Source organism: Paenibacillus sp. 1A_MP2 (assembly GCF_052244825.1).
Lineage (GTDB): Bacteria > Bacillota > Bacilli > Paenibacillales > Paenibacillaceae > Paenibacillus > Paenibacillus vandeheii.
This window is the reverse complement of record NZ_JBQQCS010000001.1, coordinates 104,260-125,678: the sequence shown is the minus strand read 5'-3', so window position 1 is coordinate 125,678 and position 21,419 is coordinate 104,260. Positions and strand designations below refer to the sequence as shown.

The window sequence follows — 21,419 nt, the reverse complement described above, 5'->3', positions numbered from 1 at the left end:
CGCCGTGGACGCCCTCTTTGGAATGAAAAGGAAGGGGATGAAGGAGTTGTCGCACAAGCTTTCCTTGTTATGGCTTAATTACAAAAAGAATAAAGCCATCTATTGGATGGCTCTTCCCGTCGTTTTATATTTTCTCGTCTTCAAATACTTTCCGATGTACGGGGCCATCATTGCGTTCAAGGACTACTCGGTGGGCAAAGGCATATGGGGCAGTGATTGGGTCGGATTTCAGCATTTTCAGGATTTCTTCCAGAGCTATTATTTCTGGCGAATTCTGAAGAATACTCTATTGCTAAGTTTTTATCAGTTGTTGTTCGGTTTCCCGGCTCCCATTCTTCTTGCTCTTCTGCTTAATGAGCTCAGGCATGAGATCTTCAAACGCACGGTGCAAACGATCTCGTACATTCCCCATTTTATTTCCATTGTCGTCATCTGCGGCATGATTGTTGATTTTTCGTCCCGAGATGGACTGTTTAATACCATTATTGGTTATTTTGGCGGTCAGAGCAGCGCACTTCTTAGCGATCCGGCCAATTTTCGTACCATATATACCGCCTCATCAATCTGGCAGGAGCTTGGTTTTTCCAGCATCATCTATTTGGCTGCACTTAGCGGCATCAACCCCGAGCTTTATGATGCTGCCAACGTGGACGGAGCGAGTCGGCTTCGCCAGGTGTGGCATATCACGCTTCCCGGCATCATTCCGATGATTATGATTCTCCTCATACTCCGCATTGGTGGACTGATGGAGATTGGGTTCGAGAAAATTATTCTGCTCTATAATCCGAACGTGTATGATACGGCAGATGTAATCTCGACGTTTGTTTATCGCAAAGGGATAAGTGAAAGTGCCGAATTCAGCTATACGACCGCGGTGGGTCTCTTCCAGTCGGTCATTAACTTTACGCTGCTAATCGGTGCCAATCGCCTGTCCAAGGTGATATCCAATACCAAGCTGTTCTAACCAAGAACGAGGTGAAGGGAGGGATTTCTTTGCGAGTGAAAAGATCCATTGGAGAGCGGCTGTTTGGTGGTGCGAACGCAATGTTGATGACAGGTCTGATTATCATAACCTTGTATCCACTGCTGCATGTGCTAAATGCGTCGCTTAGTGACTCAAGTCAGCTCATGGCCCATAGAGGTCTGCTGCTTTTTCCCAAAGGCATTACGATGGACAGCTACAAGCTGGTACTGAGCAACCCCAACATTCTATCCGGATACCGGAACACGATATTCATTGTGGTGGTGGGCACGGCGCTGAATCTGCTGTTTACCATTCTGGGGGCGTATACGTTGTCCCGCAAAAGCTTCATGCTCCGCAATCCGATCATGCTGGCGATTGTATTTACGATGTTTTTTAACGGCGGAATCATCCCGTCCTATCTGTTGATCAATAACACGCTCCATATGGGGAACAGCCTGTGGGCTCTGATTATACCGGGTTTGATCAGCAGCTATAATCTGATTATTATGCGGACTTCCTTTGCAGAAATCTCAGAAAGTCTGCTAGAGTCGGCCCGTATAGACGGGGCAGGGGAGATGCTTATTCTCTGGCGGATCGTCGTACCATTGTCGATGCCCGTCATTGCGGTGATGATTCTCTTTTACGGCGTCGGTCACTGGAATTCCTGGTTTAGCGCGATCCTGTACATTCGGGACCGGAACCTGTTCCCACTTCAACTGGTGTTAAGGGAAATTCTGATTCAGAACAGTACGGATTCGATGACAACAGGAGCCACCGCTATGGACAAAGAGGCCATCGGGGAAAGTGTAAAATACGCAACGGTCATGGTAGCCACCCTGCCTATATTGTTCATCTATCCATTTCTGCAGAAATACTTTGTTAAAGGTGTTATGATCGGAGCAATCAAAGAATAGAGTTGCTTTAGGCCATGCCATACCCAATAACACAGTGTGAGGAGGAGACGCATGAAGAAGAAAAGCATCCTGTTGTCCTGGGGCATTTCTTACATGGTCATTCTGCTCATTCCCATTGTGATCGGTGCTGCTGTTTTTGCCGAGTCTCGCATGCTGCTAGAGGAAGAAGTTAATCGTTCCAACATGGTGCTGTTATCTCAGGTGCAGGAAACTATTGATAACCAGATTGGCGATATTGGCAGCATCAGCAATCAATTAATGGCCGACTCCCAACTCATGAGCTTCATTAATCACGCGTCTGAACAGGATGCCCGCTGGAGGTTTATGGGGATTGATCTGATCAAAAACCTGAAATCCACACGCGTCGGAAACGGCTTGATTAGTGAACTGTATATTTATATCAAACAGTCCGATATTGCGTTGTCCTCTTCTTCACTCATTCAAAAAAAGTATCTATATGACATATTCTATCAGGGCACGAATGTATCCGAGGAAGCGTGGACCCGGCTTATGCATGACTCTGGTAAAAGCATGTACCGAAAGATGGAGGTTCGGAGCGAGGACCGACGGATTGAGGACACGCTGGTCTATATTCAGCCGTTTCCGATTCAGAATGGCGCTGGCAGCCCTGCTACCTTTGTCGTTAACCTGGACCCCAATCGGTTCCAGCAAGCCATTGATAATGTACGTTTGGAAAAGGAGAGCACCGTGTTCATTCTGGACCACGACGGTCAAACGTTATTTTCTACCGGATCACTTGAAACCCCTTACATAAAGGGGGAGGATCTTAACCTTTTCGAGGATGCTGAGAAAAGAACGGAAACCATCGATTGGAACGGAGAATCCGTGACCATATCGCAGATTTCTTCCAAGATCCAGGACTGGAAGTATGTATCCATCATACCTACCCGAATCTATGCCAAGAAGCTGACGGTCATCCGCGATATTACGCTTGGAGGCGTTATCGCAGGACTTATCCTTGGCGGGGTGGCAGCCTGGTGGTTCACCAGACGGAATTACCGTCCGCTGGGACGGATCATGAACATTATCTCGGATAAGGTCAAATGGAAACTGGAGCAGCCGGACGATGAATATGGCATCTTGCAGTCTGTCCTAATCCAAGCCTGGGAAGAACAGGATCAATTTGCGAACAGGCTTAAAGATCAGCAAAGCGTTATACGGAGCAGTCTGCTCTCCAAGTTGATGAAGGGAAGGGTACAAGTAGGTGAGGAGTTTGCTTCGACCCTGGAAAGCTCTGGCATTCGGTTCGAGACAAATTCATTTGCCGTATTGCTCCTGCACATTGAGGATGTTGAAGGACTGTTCCGTTCCAGAGTTCGTGAGCAGGACAGGGAGGAGAAGCATCAATTTGTGCACCTAATCCTGACCAATGTGCTGGAGGAGATGATTGGCTCGATCGGTCACGTATACTCTGTCGACATTGATGGAAGAATCGCGTTCCTGATTAATATTCGGGAGTGTGAGGAGGATACGGAGGATACCAGTCATCGGTTAATTCATGCAGTCGAAGAAGCCCAGCGTTTCATTGGCTCCCGATTCTGTGTGTACTTCTCTGTTGGCATCAGCCATGTTCATCACCGTATGGCGGAGATCGCGGATTGTTTCCGGGAATCGGAAGAAGCGCTGGAATACAGGCTAATTCTGGGGATCGGTCAGATTATTGATCCGAACCGGATTCGTCGGCCCAAGGAGGAGCTGTATTACCCTCTTGATCTGGAGAGACAGCTCATCAATTATATCGCTACAGGGAATTATGCCCGTTCCACGGAAGTGATGAACGAAATTCTCATGACCAATTTCGCAGGAGAGCCCTTGTCGGTTGAACTGGCTCGCTGTCTGATGTTTGAGTTGATTGGTACCTTTCTGAAAGCTACCGAACAGATCAAGACGGACGACCAGAACGAGATGACGCAGCGCAACGATCTGATCCGGCAATTGTATGCATGTGAGACCTTTGAGGAGATTGAGGTCGAATTGCTTCGGATACTGGAGACGGTATGCCAGACCGTGCATGAGCGCAAGCGGTCCCGCAGTGAGGAATTGAAGGATCAACTAGTGGAATTTATCCATGAGAGTTATGCGGATGTCAATTTGGGTTTGACCCATTTATCCGAGCGGTTTCGTTTCCATCCAACCTATGTCTCCAAGTACTTCAAGGAACAGACAGGAGTCAACGTGATTGATTACATCAACCATTATCGAATTGAGCAATCCAAGAAAATTTTACAGGCAGAGGAACTGACGATCCAGGACGTATCTGAGAGGGTGGGTTTCCTGAACAGCAATTCGTTCATTCGTGTATTTAAGAAATATGAGGGAATTACACCCGGCCAGTATAAGCAAAATAGCAGACTTGTCCAGCAAGAGAATTGAAGAATATGACTTGCCTAGAGGAGGAACGGTTCATGTGGAAAAAAGCTATTGAAGATGCATTGAATGTCACCCGGCGCAACATAGATCGATTCGAGGGGCGCTTTCCCATGTTAGTAACGGGGATGAGCATTATGTGCTTAATGATAATACGGAGTGGACGGCAGGATTCTGGTCGGGCATTCTGTGGTTAAGCACGGAGTATACGCAGGACCCGAGGTTCCGTGAGGCAGCCGTAAATAGCGTCGATAACTTCCGTCGGCGAATGGATCAGAAAATCATATTTGATCATCATGATATTGGCTTCCTCTATTCATTGTCTTCCAAGGCACAATGGATTGTGGAGCATGACGCCGCCGCCAAAAAACTCACGCTGGAAGCTGCGGATATGCTGATGAAACGTTGGCGGAGGAAGCTGGACTAATCCAGGCCTGGGGACGCAAAGGCGATGTGAGTAACGGAGGGCGAATTATTATCGATTGCCTGCTCAATCTTCCGCTGCTGTTCTGGGCGTATGAGCAGACGAATAATGAGGAGTATCGCCGCGTTGCCGAGCTGCATGCGCTGAAAAGCCGCCGTTTCCTCGTTCGTGGGGATGACTCAAGCTATCATACTTTTTATTTTGATCAGGATACCGGAGAGGCTATTCGAGGCGGTACGCATCAGGGCTACCATGACGGCTCTACCTGGACACGCGGACAGGCATGGGGGATTTATGGTTTTGCACTCTGCAGCCGCTATCTGCAAAGTGCCGAGATGCTGGAGACAGCGAAGCGTCTCGCCCGTTATTTTATTGCCCATCTTCCGGAGGATGAAGTAGCGTACTGGGATTTTGATGCCCCGCAGACACCTAATACGAAAAGGGACAGCTCTGCATCGGCCATTGTTGCCTGCGGTCTGTTGGAAATTGCCGGACAGCTTGATGAAGCTGATCCTGAGCGGGAGGCTTTTCGGAATGCAGCGGAATCGTCCGTGAAATCTTTAATTAATCATTATTCCACGCAGGGCTCGGATACAGCAGAGGGTCTGCTGAAGCATGGCTCCTACTCCGTAAGAGGTGGAGATTCACCTGATGATTACACGATCTGGGGCGATTATTTCTATCTTGAGGCGCTGATGCGTCTGGAACGAGGTATCCTTGGCTATTGGTACGATCGATAGGATGAGAATTGTTGTTTTTGTATACCTCTATATCGTAGGTTGATGAGGATACAGACGTTTTTGTTGCCGCTGTTCCTCCAGAAGTTGCATCATCCAGTGCTGAATGCTCGTCGTCTGCGGAGTAGCATAGGCAGAATGGGCGAAATTGCAGGTCTCCAGCGGATCGTCCGTCAAGTTGTACAATTCATATTCATCCTGTACCGGTTGTGTTTTCGTTGTGGTTACACATTGCCCTGAAGTTGGATTTCCCACAGGCTGCGTGATGACATCCTTAACACCAGGCTGACTCCAGAACTGAGCATGATCGAAGTACCGGGAAAACTTCCAGATTTCCGGTTTATTGTTTTTATAAAGGGTGGTAATGACGGTTTCGATGTGGTTGGGTTGTACAACCGACGAATAGGGTACGCCTAATGGATTCGTTTGGTGCTGACCACGGGTGACATCGTCGTCGGTCATAAAATAGACCGGTTGCCGTGTCAGTCCCGGATTATTTTTTCCATATATAAGAGGCGTAAGATCCCTTCCTACCAATGGGCGCGCTTCACTGAACTTCTTTTGCAATCGTCCATGGATTTCGGAAACGTTAATACGGGCCAGACCCAGCATCGTTGGCAGCAGATCGACATGACTTGTCAGGCTATGCACATGTTGCTGCTCAGGAAACAGATGTTTATTGTGAATCAGAAAAGGAACATGAAGGTATTCCTCATAGGCACAGTACCACTTTTGGTGAAGATTACCGTGAGCGCCCAACAGATCACCATGATCCGATGTGAAAATAACAATGGTATTGTCATAGAAGGAGGAACGCGTAAGAGCTTCATACACTTTAGACATTTGGTGATCCGCATTTTTTTGCAATTGATAATACAGCTGGCGGTAGAAGCTCTGATCGGTGATAGGCTGCAAAGCTCTGGGATATAAATCTCTGTAACTCGCCTGACAACGTGGTTTGGTGCCCAGCCACTCGTGTATCGTCGGAGGGGCGTCGACAGGGGGCATTGGGTCTACCTCGAATTTGAAATCGGGCAGGCGCTCGGCGAGATCACCATATAACGTAATATCATGCGGGTTCACAAAGGAAGAGACAATGAGCCAGGGCTCAGCATGTTGGTTTTCATTCTTCCTGCGATCAAGGGATTCAATGAGATGAACCGTTTCTGCGGCGTACACCTCGTCCCGTCCACTTAAGCCAAACGCGGCGGAAGAAGCGGAGTTTCGAGGGTTTCTGCCTATGGGATCAGGGCCAATCCAGTCGGAGAACCCAAATTCCTCCAAACGGCTCGCGTGAAGGTACAGACTTTCCAGGTGTGGCTCAGGAACTCCCGTCAAGGGGTTATAGCTGGGAACACTTTGGTGGGTGCCGGGAGAGATAATATCCGCATTGGAGATGTGCCATTTTCCCTTATAATACGTCTCGTATCCTGCTGCCCGAAAGTAATTCCCCATGGTAGGCACCGTATTTGGATTCAGCCAAAACATGTCGGAGTCAAACGATTCCTTGGCAATGCCGACAGTCTGACTGACACCATGCAGTGATGGATATTGACCTGTGAACATGGTAGCCCGGCTGGGACAGCAGGCAGTTGATCCGATGTAATGCCGATGGAATTCCATGCTGTGAGACTTTAAACGTTCCTGGGTAATCAGATTTTCTCTGCGCCATGCCTGTATTTCTTTGCTTTCATATATAGGAGGATACCGCTCCTCATCTACAAGAATGACAAGAAAGTTCGGTTTCTCCATAGTAGAAGATGGCGGGGGAGTATTGTTCACGGAGTTCACACACCCTCAATCGTTTTTACTTTAAGGTATGTGATGAAGCTTACGAAAAGTCCATTTCCACTTACCACGTCATGACTTATACACAAAAACGACCGTTCCCCTATAGAGCATGGGGAACGGTCGTAACTTTAACATAGCTCTTTTTGTTTCTTTAAACTTGCGTTTTGGGTGCAAGCTCAATGGCGGAACGGATGGCGGCCAGCATGCTTTTGTCATCAGCAATGTTTTTGCCTGCGATGTCAAAAGCCGTTCCATGGTCTACAGAAGTACGGATAATCCCGCCTTTGAGACCCACTGTAATGTTCACACCTTCTTCAATGCCCATGACTTTGATCGGTGCATGTCCCTGATCGTGATAACAAGCAACAACGATATCGAAATCGCCACGGCCAGCGCGGAAGAATAACGTGTCCGCCGGGAGTGGACCAACCACGTTAATGCCTTCCTTCTGCGCACGTTCGATGCCGGGCTGCAGTTTTTCTTCCTCTTCACCATTACCGAACAATCCGTTTTCGCCCGCATGCGGGTTAATACCGCATACTGCAACGCGTGGATTCTCGAAGCCAGCTTTTTTCAATGTATCATGAGCCAGTTTAACCACAGTGTATGTTCTTTCCGGGTTGATGCTCGCAATGGCATCAATCAGACCCATATGCGTCGTAAGGTGAATCACTCGCAGATTGGGTGTAGTCAGCATCATGGAGAAATCCTCGGTATCGGTCAGATCAGCCAAAATTTCGGTGTGACCTGGATACAAGTGTCCACCCAGATGCAGGGCTTCCTTGTTCAGAGGCGCCGTGCAGATGGAGTGGATTTGCTGTTTTTGGCCAGATCAATGGCTTTCGCCAGAAACTGAAATGCTGCATCTCCCGCAACGGCAGATACTTTTCCATATTCCAGATCTGCAGGAATGAGATCCAGATCAATGACGTCCACAGTACCGAATGCATACTTGGCTTCGGATGGCTCATGAATGGCATTTACTTTCAGGCTCGATCCGATGACAGGCAGGACACGCTCCAATATTTTCGCATCGCCTATGACGAGTGGATTGCAGTTGTTGTAGACCTCCTGATGGCCCAATGCTTTCATAATGATCTCGGTCCAATGCCTGCTGCATCGCCCATTGTAATTCCTACGGTTGGTTTCATACGGTAACTCCTCCTTTTAATTTTTTAATCGCATGGATGAAGACGTCGGGCTTGCCGAATCCGCCCGCTTTGGTAATTACGTGCAGATCGTCAATTCCAATAAATTTCGATATCGGTACACCAATTTCAAGCTCATCGAGCAGTTCGAAACCGCTGATATTCCACTTCATACAGATTTGTTTAGCCGTATCTCCGCCGGTCATGGATACACCTTTGAAATACCCATTCTCTAAGAGCTTGGCACAGATCTCACCTATGGCCCGTACAATTTCATTGCTGACCTCGGTGTGATTAAGCCCTCTGACTTCACCCGTAGCACGTGCCAGTTCAATATCGACCTGTTCCGCGGTTGAATAGAGGACAACGTCATTGCCTTCCACGGCTTTGGCCTTCACTTCCTCATACACACGATCGATTTCTTGCTCACGATCTGCTGAACCGGATACGGCTTTGAAGGAGTGAAAAGCGATTGCTGATATGTTGGTTTTTTGTAGCAATTGCTTGAGCTGCTCACGGGAGTTTTTGTTCACGCTCCCTACAACGGTGAGTATGGGGCCCGGATTCGCAGGAATCGTCAATTCCGTGGACTGGGCTCCCAAGCCGTAATGAGTGGGAAGGTAGTTGGCAATTCCCGCTGATCCTGCCCAGGCAAATGAATATTCCAGTTTGCTGGTGATACTTAGGACCTGCTCCAGATGCTGCTCATCTGTCGAGTCGACGAGGATATAGGGAATGTCGTTTGCTTTATAGGTTTCCAGTAGTGACTTTATGTGATCTGTGCCCGATTCAAGATCACTCACCTTAATCTCGCCCACTTCATACTTAGTCTGGAGCTTGAGCAGATCCGGAAGATACGATAAGGTCACAGGTGTCTTCGGATCATTCGCAATTTCGGTATCAGCCAGTGGAACGCCGTTCAGATAATGCGTGCCGTTAAGAATGGTGCGATTGTTCTTGGGATAGCCCGGGGCGATCATCATAAAATCGGGCTTGACCACATCGTATAAAGCGTCAATCTCGATCCCGATGTTTCCGCGCATGGTCGAATCCATTTTTTTGAAAATGGTATTAAATCCGTTCCTCAACAGCAGTTCGGCTGCTTGGCGTACCCGCTGATACGCATCCTCCGGTATGATAGAACGGCTATCGGTATCGAAGACAACCGCATCGTAATGACGAATGTTATCTTCATCCATGTTGAAAAGTACGCTTGTCTTTAATCCATGACGGGCAAGCTGCACCCCGCTGTCATTGGCGCCGGTCAAATCATCTGCAATAATGGCTAATTTCATGCAGTCATCCCTCCTTGGAAAGCAAAATTAAATATAAGTCCGGTCAGCTAAGTTTAATGCATTTATGTGGACGGTCTTTGATTGTATTTCTCTACGCCGCCTGACTTCTCAAGCCTTTTGGAGAGGAATCCGATGAATATCGGAAGCAGGATGGCAGTTGTCACAACACTTGCAGCAATCTGTACCGTAGCGATCTCGGCAATCGGGGCAAAAGAAGCGTTTGCAGCCACGATGGCAGCAGGCGTACCTACAGCGTTACCGGCTGTGGAACCTTCAGAAGCACCAACGATCGGGTTCCAACCAATAGCTCTGAACAACAGGAATCCAACGCCGCCAGTGATCAATACAGTCAGTACACCCAACAAGATACCGCTGAGTCCGCCTTGAATGATCGACGAGAAGTTAATTCCCATACCCAGTGAAAAGGCGAAGAAAGGAACGAGCTTGTCACTGCCTTTATGCAGCCATTCAGCCAAGTTTCGATCCAGATTACCGATAATAACGCCGACGATAAGCGGAAGCAGTACAGCTACAAAGGACATCGGGGAGAACATGCCGTTGGCAAAGCCCATCGCACCGAAAATGGAAAGAGCAACCATGGTGAGGAACGGTCCATCGCTGAGCGCGAGGAAAGGATAAGCCGCCTTGTCATCTTCTTTGCCGTATTGTCCGGCCAATGCGATGTACAGTCCACCATTGGAATTCGTCATGGCGGCGATAATTGCAAGCGGTGCCAAACCAAGGAATAATCCATTGGAGTCAGCAAAGAATATGGCGATCAAACCTAATATTGCACCAACTGCCCACTTGAACACAAGCAATGTAACGCCTTTACCAACCGAAGAACCTGCCGTCTTGAACGTGATTTGCGTACCGGCAATTAACAGGAACAGGGCAATCAACGTGCTTGAACTGTTTACGAACAGGGCTTCCGTGAAACCTCCGATTCGCAAAGCATTCGGAAAGAATGTGTTAATGGTTGCGCCGAGCAACAGGGGAACAACCATCATACCGCCAGGAATACGATCTAATGTTGCTTTAATGTTCATAGTAGTGGCTCCTTATGAAGTAATCGTTTTTATAAAGCGTTTGCAGGGATTATGTTATCCCATATTGTTTGTTTTAGCAACGCTTAATTATTGTAAATTTAAATTAATTATTAAAGTGTTTAATAATGCAACATACATAGTCGTAAAAAAGCGTAAACCTAAAGTTATTCTTTAAGTTTACGCCATAACGTGGCACGGTTAATCCCCAAGCGGTCGGCCGCCTTGGATTGATTATTGTTTTCCTCATGCAGAACGAATTGAATAATCTCTTTTTCGATTTCTTTCAGCGTACCACTTAGCTTCATCGTATTCGATGAGGGTTGTTCACCAAGCAGATGCGACAAGGTCTCGGCTGAGATCACGTAATCCTGTTCATTCAGTGCAGCCTGTTTGATTAGATGCCTCAACTGGTTCACTGTCATATGCGGGACTTGATCTCTGATTAGTTGCAGCGCGTCCTCTTTCATTTTGACCGCAACCGTTCCATACTTCTGATAATAATCGCTGAGGAAATGCTGGATCAGTGGAGCAAGATCCTCTTGCCTGTCCACAAGGCTTGGCATAATGATTGTATTCAGCTCGATGTCCAGTGTTGCATTTGTATGAAGTCCCTGTTCGCCCAGGATGAATACCCCAATCTGCCTCTGTAGACAAGCCTGAATGAATGAGGTCAGTTCCTCTTCCGATGGGCCATTTCCCAAATGATTTATTTCCACGTTTCGGACCTTGGAAAGTGGGATTTTGTGCAAATGACCGGGAGGAACCTGGGCAAGATCGATTTGGAGCATCAGCCCACCGCTGGAATACATCTGATGAATATGTTTTACCAGAAAAGATTTACCCGAATCCGCTTCACCTAGCAGATAGATAGGTTCATGGTTCTCGTAAAGAGCGCGGATGTTCTTCAATACCGCCTGCATCGCAGGGATTCGGCAACAATCGGTTCCATGGATATATAGGTATACGCCGTTATGCCAAATTGTGCAAATGCATAAGGCTGTCCTTTTTCAAGGGAGTAGACTTTATAGATTTTGTTACTTAACGTCGTTTCATAGGCCGTCACCGTAAGTTGATAATCATCCACGATGAACACATTCTGAACTTGGGACTGGTGGAAATCCAGGTTGGTATTAGTAAGATAAATGTGATTATCGGTCAGCGGATTCTGCTCAAAATCAGTCAAATTCTCGAATACAACTTCGTTCTGGTCGTCCAAAATAATGAGATTTGGATGCTCCTTGGTCACCAGGTTATTCAAGATGATCGATACCGCATGATTTTTGCTCAAATAACGATATACCAACTGTGCATCTTCAAGGGCTCTAAGAATCGATTCCTTGCCGGATTGGATCAGTAGACCTTCCATTCCATAGGTTTTGGCCGTATTCACGGTGATGACATCGCCAACAATCTGACGGTATCCTGACGCCTTCAGCTCCAGCAGCAGCCTTGCCACTTCCTCCGAGCTGTGTATGGTATATACCTTTAAAGGCAGTTCCATGAGATCGATAATGGACTGTGCACCTGAAGTAATATTGGCAAAGCCGACGATAGCCGTTTGGCCGTTGAACTGGCTTGCCAGCGTCAACGAACGAATCATGTCATATCCGGACAGCTGCACATCAATGACGGGAATGGTTACTGCTTCCTTGATTAGCTGAGCCGTTCCCCGCGGCTAATCATAATCTCCGCCCCGTTTCGTTCAGCCTGGGCCGCCAATTCGGCGCCTTTCATCAAATCGCCTACCTCATATTGAATGGCTAACTGGGGAAATTGCGGAATGCATTCTTCTATAATAGTAGTCATGGATTCGTAAGGAGCGATAATATGAACTCGTGTACGCATAATTTTCCTGCCTTTTATAAAAATCATTCATGTTCCTTCTGGTACATCAGACCAGAGGACTTTCCTTATTATAGCCAACTTGCAGAGGAATGGCATCCCTGGTTCGCGTCAGTCTCTTGCCGGTCACATGGGCAGGCTGGTTTTTATTTCGTCCATTGAGATAAACAGGGCTACGGCTATAATGAAACATAGGGTCAGCACAATACAGATCATATAGAGCGGGGACGACAATGATCATAAAGTGGATTGATGAATTGCGATCATTTATTCACAACAAGCCGAAGAAACTAGCTTTTAAAATACCATTTGCTTATTTTGTAATCATATTGCTCACAGTTGCATTCAGTTATATGGTACTCAGCCAAATATCTTCGAACTCGGCCCAGAAGAAGATTAATGAAACGTCGTTGCAAACCATTACATCCATCCAAACAAATGTGGAGCTGATCATTGAGAATGTAAACAACTATTCCAAAATGATTTTCTCGGATCATAACTTGCAGGACCTGCTAAGGCAAGGGGATGTATATGCCAACCTGCAAACCCAGGCCAAGGTTAGTACATATTTGTACAATCTTATGCAAGCGGTTCCAATGATTGATTCGGTACATATTTATGATAATTCAGGGCATCGATTCACCGTTGGGACAGAGGAATTGCCTACATTTCTGGAAGCGAACGTTGAGGAAGCGTTGTGGTATAAGCAGGCCTTGAGCAATAAAGGAAAATATATGCTGATACACCATGCCAGCGATGCTGTACCTGCAGATCCGGAGGATGAACAGTTTGTCTCCTTTATTCGAATGATTCGGGATCTCGACGATACTTCCCCACTCGGGGTGTTGGTTATGAATATTAAAGGGCAATCGTTTGCCCAAGCATACGCCAATCTGATCACCCAGGATTCGTTTCAGATCGCTATTCTGGATGAGCATAATCAGATCATTGTCGATAATTCCACCGTGGACCCAAGCAATACCACTTTTCAGGAGATTCTTGCTGCGCACCAAGATGAACTGGAGCAACATTTCAAGCAGAGAAGCTCAGGATCGCTTACGCTGAGTAACGGATCACAGAAATATGCGGTCTCGTACAGATCGGATGGGCAGGAGCATTGGAAGTTCATCAGTATGAATCCATATGACAGGGTGGATACCCGAAATAAGTCACTGGTGTTACTCGCGCTGCTTCTGTTAATTATTAATGGAACAGTCTTTTTTGTTAGCTCGTTCATCATTTCAAACAGTATCATCAAACCTATTCATAAGCTTCTACGTTCCATGAACAAAGCACCGAGCGGCAATTTCAGGAAAGTGAATGTGGAACTGAATAGTTATGAATTCAAACAGCTATTCATGGGCTACAACCAGATGATTGAACAAATTGACCAAATGCTGAAGCGCATCATGGAAGAGCAGAACACTATCCGCAGAGCTGAGCTGAATACACTCCAGGCTCAGATCAAACCGCATTTCTTATATAACACGCTGGATTCCATCACTTCGCTGGCTCTGTCCGGTCGCAATCATCAGGTATGCGAACTTTTGGAAGCGCTGGGTACATATTATCGCATGAGTGTCAGCAAAGGTCGTGAAGTAATTACGATTGGAGAAGAAGTCGAGATTGTTCGAAACTACATGAAGATTCAGAGTACGCGTTATCAGGACACCTTTGATATTGAATTCCGGGTGGATGAGGACTGTTCGCTGCTGCCTATTCCTAAGCTGGTGCTGCAGCCATTGGCTGAAAATTCACTCTACCATGGTATTCGCCCAAAAGGCACGAAGGGAACGATCTGGATCAACGCGAGCAAAACAAAAGACGGGGTGAGCCTGACTATATCCGATGATGGGGTGGGCATGTCGGATGATGAGATGGTCCAGATTCTCCATACGGAACGAAAAGGCGAGATCAGAAGCTTTGGCCTGTGGGGAACGATGGAGCGACTGCGAATGTTTTATGGCATACAAGACTGCATAACAATACATAGTGAACCTGGGAAAGGAACGACGATCATGATAAAAATACCGAGGGGAGCAGATGCATCATGGAACCATTGAACGTATTAATCGTGGACGATGAATATCTAATACGGAACTTGCTTCGTATGCGTATCGACTGGGAGAAGCAAGGGATGAGGATCGCGGGTGAAGCCTCTAATGCACAAGAGGCCCTTGTTTTAGTGGACAAGCAGAAGCCGGATATCATTTTTACGGATATTTATATGCCTAACATGGATGGAATTGAATTAAGCCGAGTGATTCTGAAGAAGTACCCGGCTATTAAAATCGTGGTGGTCACAGGGCATGATGAGTTTGAGTATGCACGCAAGAGCATCCAGATTGGCATTGTGGATTTTATATTAAAACCTATTCGTGCTGCGGAACTTCTTACAGTGACGGATAAGCTCAGAATCATGTTCGAAGAGGAGCGGGCGCGTGAACAGGAAACCCGAAGACTCAGAGCAGATTTGGAACGTAATTTTCCATATCTCAGGGAAAAATTTATGCTGCAATGGTTGAATGGCGCTATCATGACGCAGGCTGAAATCCTGGAGAAAGCGGTATATTTCAGTATTCCGATGCTTCTGGAGGTTAATGAAATCCAGATAGCGGTTATCGAAATTTCCACGGCGTCGGCCAAGGAGTCGGAGGAGCAACTGATTTTGCTGAGCATGAAATGCAGAAACGAGCTAGACGCATTTTATGAGAAAGAACCAAGCGTTATTCGTTTGACGGACACGCTCAACCGGATTGTGCTCATCGCCTTGAATTCAGTTGTCGATTTAATTCAGCATGGCGAAGTGCTCATCCCCCTTCTAACCAGAGTTTATCCCTGCTCTGTGAGCATGGGTATCGGACGCAAACACGGCCGTGCAGCAGAGGGACCAGAGGCATATCAGGAAGCCTGTCGCGCTTTGCATTACCAAGCCTTTGTCGGTAAAAATCAGGTTGTCTTCTTCGAGGATATCGTGGAGAACAGGGAACAGGCCTATCGATCCAACGCCGACCTTCTTCAGCAATTGCAATTTTACATCAGTGTCGGTTCTGTTGAGCGTGCTGTTGAAATGCTGAATCATATTTTTAACGTGTCCTTTTCAAGTGTGTCACAGTTCCGCCTCGCGGCAATGGACGTAATTACCGAATGTCAGCGAGCAGTCATGGAACAGCAGATGGAAAATGAGCAGGTCCTTAACAAAGAAACACTGGTTTCCATTCTTACTGCGGATCATCTCCCGGAATTATATATATTGTTGGAACGTTACATCCGAGATGTTACCGAAATGGTGCATTCCAAAAACCAGATCAAGGAAGACAACCTGATTAGTCAGGTAAAAGAGTATCTGGAAGATCGGATGAGTGATCCTGATGTAGGTCTGGCGAGTACCGCCGAGGCCTTCTTTGTCAGTCCGGGTCATTTGGGAAGGTTGATGAAGAAGGAGACAGGGAAAACCTTTGTGGAGTACCTTACGAATTTACGCATGAAAAGGGCAGAGTTACTGTTGAAGCAGACTCAATTGAAGGGGTATGAGATTGGGGAGCAGGTTGGCATCACAGACCCGCAATATTTCAGTGTTTTATTCAAAAAAAGCGTGGGCAGATCCATGAATGAATACAGACAACGCAAATCATAATCTGAAAGATGTTGGAATTTTAAAAGCGATTGTGCGTTTTCTAAATGGTGATACCGGAGAGGGTTCCCTAAAATAATACGAGTAGAACAAAACGATTAGGGAGGTCACAAGATGAAAGCGCTATTAAGAAAATCGCTGGCTATGGTAATGGCGTTGGGTATTGCAGGCAGCTTGGCCGCATGTTCATCCGGGTCAACGGAGGGGACAGGCTCAGGTGGAAGTGGAAGCGTATCCTTGAAGCTGTGGGATCAGTCCGTAGGCAATACTGATCCGTCGGCCAAATTATTGCCGCAAATCATCGAGAAATGGAACAACGAACATCCCGACATCCAGATTGTACGGACAGGCACAACCGGGGAACAATATAAAACGAAAATCAAGACATCCATTGCCGCAGGCGAGGCGCCTGATCTGTTTTATGGTATGGGTGGAGGAAGTTTTATGGAGCCTTATATCCAATCCGGGAATGTGTTGGAAATAACCAAGTACATTACTGATGATCTCAAAAAAGAATGGCTCCAGGCATGGCAGAGGCGATTGAAAAGGACGGGAAAATCTACACCCTTCCGGTGTACACCCATATTGCTAATCTTTATGTGAATACGAAGCTGTTCGAGCAGGCGGGAGCCAAACTGCCGACAACCTATACGGAACTGCTTGATGCAATAGAAAAATTGAAAGCTGCCGGTATCACCCCGGCTCTCATGGGCGAAAAGGATCGCTGGCCAGGCATGTACTGGTATGACATCATTGCGATGCGGCAGGCAGGGAATGAAGCGGTCATTGAAGCGTTCAAGGACCCTGCAAAATGGAATTCCCCCGATTTTATTGCGGCGGCTGCGAAGATGCAGGAACTGGCCAAAGTCGGGGCATTTAACAGCAGCATGTTCAGCATGGGTTATGATGAAATGTTAGGTGCGTTCAATGCAGGGAATGGAGCAATGATGTTCCAGGCCAACTGGGTCAATGCGGGTATTGAAGATCCATCCTCGGCAACCAATGGCAACGTTCAGGTCATTCCTTTTCCTGTATTTGAAGATGGAAAAGGAACGAGTACAGAGATTTTCGGTGGAGCGGTGGATGGCTTCTACATTAGCAAAAACACCGAGCATCCCCAAGAAGCGGTTGAGTTTCTCCAGTATTTGAGTGAGCAGTTGGGCACGCAAGGCTATCTGGCAGGGGCAGGGCTCCCTAGCTGGAACACGGACGATCTGGATACATCGGGATTATCCACGCTCGATCAATCCAGTGCGGAAATCATGAAAACGGCGACTTCATTCATTGCCTGGTGGGACAACATTTTACCCGCGGAATCGGCAGAGGCGCATAAAAACCTGATTGCACAGCTATTGGCGGGAGATGTGACTCCCGAAGAATTCTGTGAACAGATGGCACAGCTGAAACCAACGGAATTAAGTCTCTAATCCATGGAAACCCAAAACAAGATTGCAGTCAGGGCTGCACCCTGACTGCAACTTGGAGAGGAGGATGATCATGAACGCGGTATTTTCCAATAAAACGACGATTGCGATATTTGTTTTGCCAACACTTATACTCTTCTGCGGTATTGTACTCATTCCGATTTTTGTCTCCGGTTATTATAGTCTGCTGGATTGGAACGGCATTGGCAAAGGTGTGTTTGTCGGACTGGATAATTATGTTGAAATGTTTAAAGACCCACGAGTATTGAATTCGATTAAAAATTCGCTGCTGTTCGCGGGGGCATCGGTGTTCATCCAGCTGCCGATCTCGCTGGTGTTAGCGCTTGTACTGGCTTCAAATGTAAAGGGAGAAGGGTTTTATCGTACGGTCTACTTTATACCTGTTCTGATCTCAACCGTTGTCATTGCACAGTTATGGTCCAAAATCTATAACGCCGACTATGGACTTCTGAATGCTTTGCTGGAGAGTATAGGGCTGTCTCATCTGGCCCAGGACTGGCTTGGACAGAAGGACACGGCCCTTACGGCCTCCTTTGTGCCAACTCTGTGGCAGTATGTCGGTTATCACATGCTGCTGATGTACGCAGGCGCGAAGTCCATTTCGCAGGATATTGTGGAGGCGGCCAAAATGGATGGTGCTTCCCGCCTGCGAACCGCATGTTCGATTACGATTCCGCTGATGAGGCCCATACTCAAAGTATGTCTTATTTTTTCGGTCATTGGGGCCTTTAAAGTGTTCGATCTGATCTATGTACTGACGGGCGGGGGCCGCTGTTTACGACCGAAGTGCCAAGCACGTTGATGTATACGACGATTTTTGGAATGTACAGGTATGGCTATGGAAGTGCAATATCTGTCTTTATCATTCTGGAATGTCTGATCTGCACTGTAATTATCAATAAATGGTTCAAAACCGAGTAGGGGGTGAGAACACTGAGTACGGTTGAAGTGGTACTGTCGTCCCCGAAACCAAAACCGTGGGGAAAAATCCTGTTGCATCTGTTTTTGATGATCGTGGCCGTCATCCAGATGTATCCACTCGTCTGGCTTGCTTTCTTCTCCCTCAAAGATAATAGCGAGATATTCAGCGGTGATGTTGCAGCTTTTCCCAAAACATTTCTGTGGAGCAACTACAGCCGGGCGTTATCGGACGGACATGTGTTGAGTTATTTTTTTAACAGCGTGTTGGTGACGATCATCTCCATTATTCTTGTATTAATTCTCGCCTCTATGACGGGATACGCGATTACGAGGATGAACTGGAAATGGAGCGGGCTCACGATGACCCTGATCCTTCTGGGTATTATGGTTCCCATCCATGCGACGTTGCTGCCTTTGTTTATTATATTGAAAAATGTAGGATTACTGAATACGTATTGGTCGCTCATCATTCCTTATGTTGCGTTTGGCATTCCGATGGCTGTGTTTATTTTGGGCAGCTTTTTTAAGGGGGTTCCTCGCGAACTGGAAGAAGCAGCGGTTATCGATGGCTGTGGAGTATACAAAACATTTTTCTCCATTATTATGCCACTTGTTCGTCCTGCGGTGTCTACGGTTGCCATCTTTACCTTTCTCGCCTGCTGGAACGAGTTGATGTTTGCAGTCACGTTTATTAATAATGAGGCGTATCAGACGCTCACGGTGGGTATGATGTCCATGGTGGGGACGTACATTACGCAGTGGGGGATTATCGGAGCGGGACTCATGATAACCACTTTGCCAACCCTTATTATTTATTTACTTCTGAACAAACAGGTGCAGAAGAGCATGATCGCGGGCGCGATCAAGGGCTAAGAAGGAGATAAAAAGCCAAGGATGGCATGAGGATTTCTAATTTGCGTTGAAGCGGGCTGTCCCATGTCATTTATGACGAGGACGGCCTTTTGCTGTTTGGGTCTGGAACGATGCATGCTCTCAATATTGAAACCTTCAACCACATAATCATGTATTATAGTACATATGAACTGATCGAAGGAGGAACTTGTTGTGGGAATCTTATCGAGGTTTAGGGACGTGATGAAAGCGAATGTTAACCATATGCTGGCTCGGGCGCAAGATCCGGAGAAGACCGTGAATGAATATATGCGGAGCTTGAGCAGTGATCTGGGTCAGGTGAAGGCAGAGACTGCTGCGGTTCTCTCGGATGAGAACAGGGCGAAGAGGGCTTTGGACGAATGCACCGCAGAGATTAAGAAACTACAGCGATATGCAGAAAAATCTGCGGAGTCCGGTGATGAAGACAAAGCACGTAGTTTTCTCGAAAAGAAGGCAGAGCAGGCTGAGAAACGGAATGAATTACAAGCTGCCTATGACCGGGCTTCTGCCAAAGCCAAAATGATGAAGCATATGCATGAGAAGCTGGTTGCGGATATGAGACAATTGGAATCACGGCATGCAGAGCTGAAGGGCAGGATGGCGGCTGCCCAAGCGCAACAACAGGCCAATGAACGGAACGCCTCGGCTTCCAAAGCGAACGCTGCTTTCAAGGCTATGGAAGACAAAGCGAATCAGGCGCTTAACGAAGCTGAGGCTTTGGCTGAACTGCGTGCTGAGGCACAGGAAGATGATCTGGATGTGTTAATTGCGCAATTGGAGCAACAAATGAATGCCGAAGCGGGTAATAATGCACAGGTGACGCCGAGTCCAGAGGAAGAGCTTGCAGCAATACAGAAGAAATTGGAAGATAAATAAAGACATATATATAGTGTCATACATTTCGTTAAACATTGAGGTGAGCAAATGCCGGTAATCGAATACAAATGTCCCAACTGCGGCAGTGGAATGCTTTTTGATAGTGCAACTGGAGCATTATCCTGCCCCAGCTGCGGACGACAGGATAATATCGAACAGCTCCCCGATCCGCTGAAGAAACAAGTGTTCACGGAGAATGAGGTCAAGGAGTATCACTGTAACAGCTGCGGCGCGGATATTGTGACTGAGCCGGAGACAAGTGCTACGACATGCAGCTTCTGTGGAGCTGCCGTTGTTCTGAGTGATCGACTGACGGGAGATCTGGCACCGGCAATGGTCATTCCCTTTTCAATCAGTAAGGATGAGGCCAAGCAGGCGTTCAAAAAGTGGTGCAGAAACGGCTTGCTGACACCTAGCGGATTCATGACAGCTGACCGGGTCAAGAGCATTACCGGGATATACGTGCCTTTCTGGTTATATGAGTTACATAACAAAATCGAAGTTCATGGCCGTGGCACAAAAATCAGGACTTACACGCAGGGTGACTACCATTACACGGAAACGCAGCATTTCGATATTTACCGGAGAATCCGGCTTAATTATGTGAATCTGCCCATTGACGCTTCGGAAAAAATGAAAGATGAACTGATGGATAAGCTGGAGCCTTTTCCGTATAACCAGTTAAAGCTTTTCAAAACCCCGTATCTCGCCGGGTATATTGCTGAAAAATATAGTTATACCGATGAGGAACTATACCCGCGTGCCAAGGAAAAAACGAGCTCTTATATCGATTCCTATATTGCTTCAACGGTTTCGGGCTATAGCAGTGTCAGCTACACGGACAAACAGATTGATACCACGTTAAAAAATGCAGACTATGTGCTGCTCCCGGTATGGATGGTTTATTATGACTACAACCGTTCGCAGTATACTTTCGCCATGAATGGTCAGACAGGTAAAGTGGTGGGAAAACCGCCCATTAGTAAAGCTAAAGTTGCCGGATGGTTCGCAGGAATTTCAGCCGTTTCTTTGTTGTCATTGAAACTGGTCTCCTGGATGATGGGAGGTGGATTCCTGTGAGAAAAAGAAAACATCTG

At 47.0% G+C, this 21,419-nt stretch carries 15 protein-coding genes and 3 pseudogenes; 11 read left to right on the top strand and 7 right to left on the bottom strand.

Annotated features, from left to right (window positions below):
* The first annotated feature begins 37 nt into the window (after positions 1-37).
* The 4 genes and pseudogenes from ACTWJ7_RS00705 (at position 38) to ACTWJ7_RS00690 (ending at position 5,430) form a co-directional block, all read left to right on the top strand.
* Positions 38-964 (top strand): ABC transporter permease, encoded by a 927-nt coding sequence (locus ACTWJ7_RS00705; protein WP_443146326.1) that lies wholly within the window; start codon positions 38-40, stop codon positions 962-964.
* Positions 965-993: 29 nt separating this feature from the next.
* Positions 994-1,878: a carbohydrate ABC transporter permease gene (locus ACTWJ7_RS00700; RefSeq protein WP_301881044.1), complete on the top strand. Its 885-nt coding sequence runs from the start codon at positions 994-996 to the stop codon at positions 1,876-1,878.
* A 51-nt stretch (positions 1,879-1,929) separates the two neighbouring features.
* Positions 1,930-4,272, top strand: coding sequence for a helix-turn-helix domain-containing protein (locus tag ACTWJ7_RS00695; RefSeq protein ID WP_301881043.1), 2,343 nt, complete (start codon positions 1,930-1,932; stop codon positions 4,270-4,272).
* A gap of 32 nt (positions 4,273-4,304) precedes the next feature.
* Positions 4,305-5,430, top strand: a pseudogene (locus ACTWJ7_RS00690) (glycoside hydrolase family 88 protein).
* 27 nt (positions 5,431-5,457) lie between these two features.
* On the opposite strand, the gene ACTWJ7_RS00685 reads toward ACTWJ7_RS00690, so the two are convergent.
* From ACTWJ7_RS00685 to ACTWJ7_RS00655, 7 genes and pseudogenes are all read right to left on the bottom strand, one after another.
* The gene (locus tag ACTWJ7_RS00685) at positions 5,458-7,179 is read right to left on the bottom strand and encodes a sulfatase-like hydrolase/transferase (RefSeq protein ID WP_301881197.1); all 1,722 of its coding nucleotides are present in this window, start codon (positions 7,177-7,179) and stop codon (positions 5,458-5,460) included.
* Between the two features lie 190 nt (positions 7,180-7,369).
* A pseudogene (gene pdxA, locus ACTWJ7_RS00680) lies at positions 7,370-8,369 on the bottom strand (4-hydroxythreonine-4-phosphate dehydrogenase PdxA).
* Positions 8,366-9,661 (bottom strand): four-carbon acid sugar kinase family protein, encoded by a 1,296-nt coding sequence (locus ACTWJ7_RS00675; protein ID WP_301881041.1) that lies wholly within the window; start codon positions 9,659-9,661, stop codon positions 8,366-8,368. Before ACTWJ7_RS00675 ends, pdxA begins: the two are co-directional and overlap by 4 nt.
* A gap of 62 nt (positions 9,662-9,723) precedes the next feature.
* Positions 9,724-10,710, bottom strand: coding sequence for a 2-keto-3-deoxygluconate permease (locus ACTWJ7_RS00670; RefSeq protein ID WP_024629477.1), 987 nt, complete (start codon positions 10,708-10,710; stop codon positions 9,724-9,726).
* Between the two features lie 164 nt (positions 10,711-10,874).
* Complete coding sequence (locus tag ACTWJ7_RS00665; RefSeq protein WP_443145057.1) at positions 10,875-11,618, bottom strand: helix-turn-helix domain-containing protein; 744 nt, start codon at positions 11,616-11,618, stop codon at positions 10,875-10,877.
* Positions 11,615-12,331 carry a PrpR N-terminal domain-containing protein gene (locus ACTWJ7_RS00660; protein WP_443145056.1) on the bottom strand — a complete coding sequence of 239 codons (717 nt, stop codon included), beginning with the start codon at positions 12,329-12,331 and terminating at the stop codon, positions 11,615-11,617. Before ACTWJ7_RS00660 ends, ACTWJ7_RS00665 begins: the two co-directional genes overlap by 4 nt.
* A 32-nt stretch (positions 12,332-12,363) precedes the next feature.
* Positions 12,364-12,582: a hypothetical protein gene (locus ACTWJ7_RS00655; RefSeq protein WP_443145055.1), complete on the bottom strand. Its 219-nt coding sequence runs from the start codon at positions 12,580-12,582 to the stop codon at positions 12,364-12,366.
* 203 nt (positions 12,583-12,785) lie between these two features.
* Here ACTWJ7_RS00655 and ACTWJ7_RS00650 point away from each other — a divergent pair, with 203 nt between their 5' ends.
* From ACTWJ7_RS00650 to ACTWJ7_RS00620, 7 genes and pseudogenes are all read left to right on the top strand, one after another.
* The gene (locus ACTWJ7_RS00650; protein ID WP_301881038.1) at positions 12,786-14,615 is read left to right on the top strand and encodes a cache domain-containing sensor histidine kinase; all 1,830 of its coding nucleotides are present in this window, start codon (positions 12,786-12,788) and stop codon (positions 14,613-14,615) included.
* Positions 14,603-16,189 (top strand): response regulator, encoded by a 1,587-nt coding sequence (locus ACTWJ7_RS00645; protein WP_301881036.1) that lies wholly within the window; start codon positions 14,603-14,605, stop codon positions 16,187-16,189. The genes ACTWJ7_RS00650 and ACTWJ7_RS00645 overlap by 13 nt, the downstream gene beginning before the upstream one ends.
* Positions 16,190-16,300: 111 nt before the next feature.
* Positions 16,301-17,613, top strand: a pseudogene (locus ACTWJ7_RS00640) (extracellular solute-binding protein).
* Between the two features lie 70 nt (positions 17,614-17,683).
* Positions 17,684-18,433, top strand: a complete 750-nt coding sequence (locus tag ACTWJ7_RS00635) for a carbohydrate ABC transporter permease (protein WP_443145054.1) — start codon at positions 17,684-17,686, stop codon at positions 18,431-18,433.
* Positions 18,434-18,555: 122 nt separating this feature from the next.
* Entirely contained in the window at positions 18,556-19,425 is an 870-nt protein-coding gene (locus ACTWJ7_RS00630; protein WP_301249505.1) for a carbohydrate ABC transporter permease, read from the top strand.
* Positions 19,426-19,617: 192 nt separating this feature from the next.
* Positions 19,618-20,322, top strand: a complete 705-nt coding sequence (locus ACTWJ7_RS00625) for a PspA/IM30 family protein (protein ID WP_301881033.1) — start codon at positions 19,618-19,620, stop codon at positions 20,320-20,322.
* A gap of 48 nt (positions 20,323-20,370) precedes the next feature.
* A complete protein-coding gene (locus ACTWJ7_RS00620; protein ID WP_079344906.1) occupies positions 20,371-21,402 on the top strand; it encodes a TFIIB-type zinc ribbon-containing protein in 1,032 nt (343 codons plus the stop codon).
* Positions 21,403-21,419 lie beyond the last annotated feature (17 nt).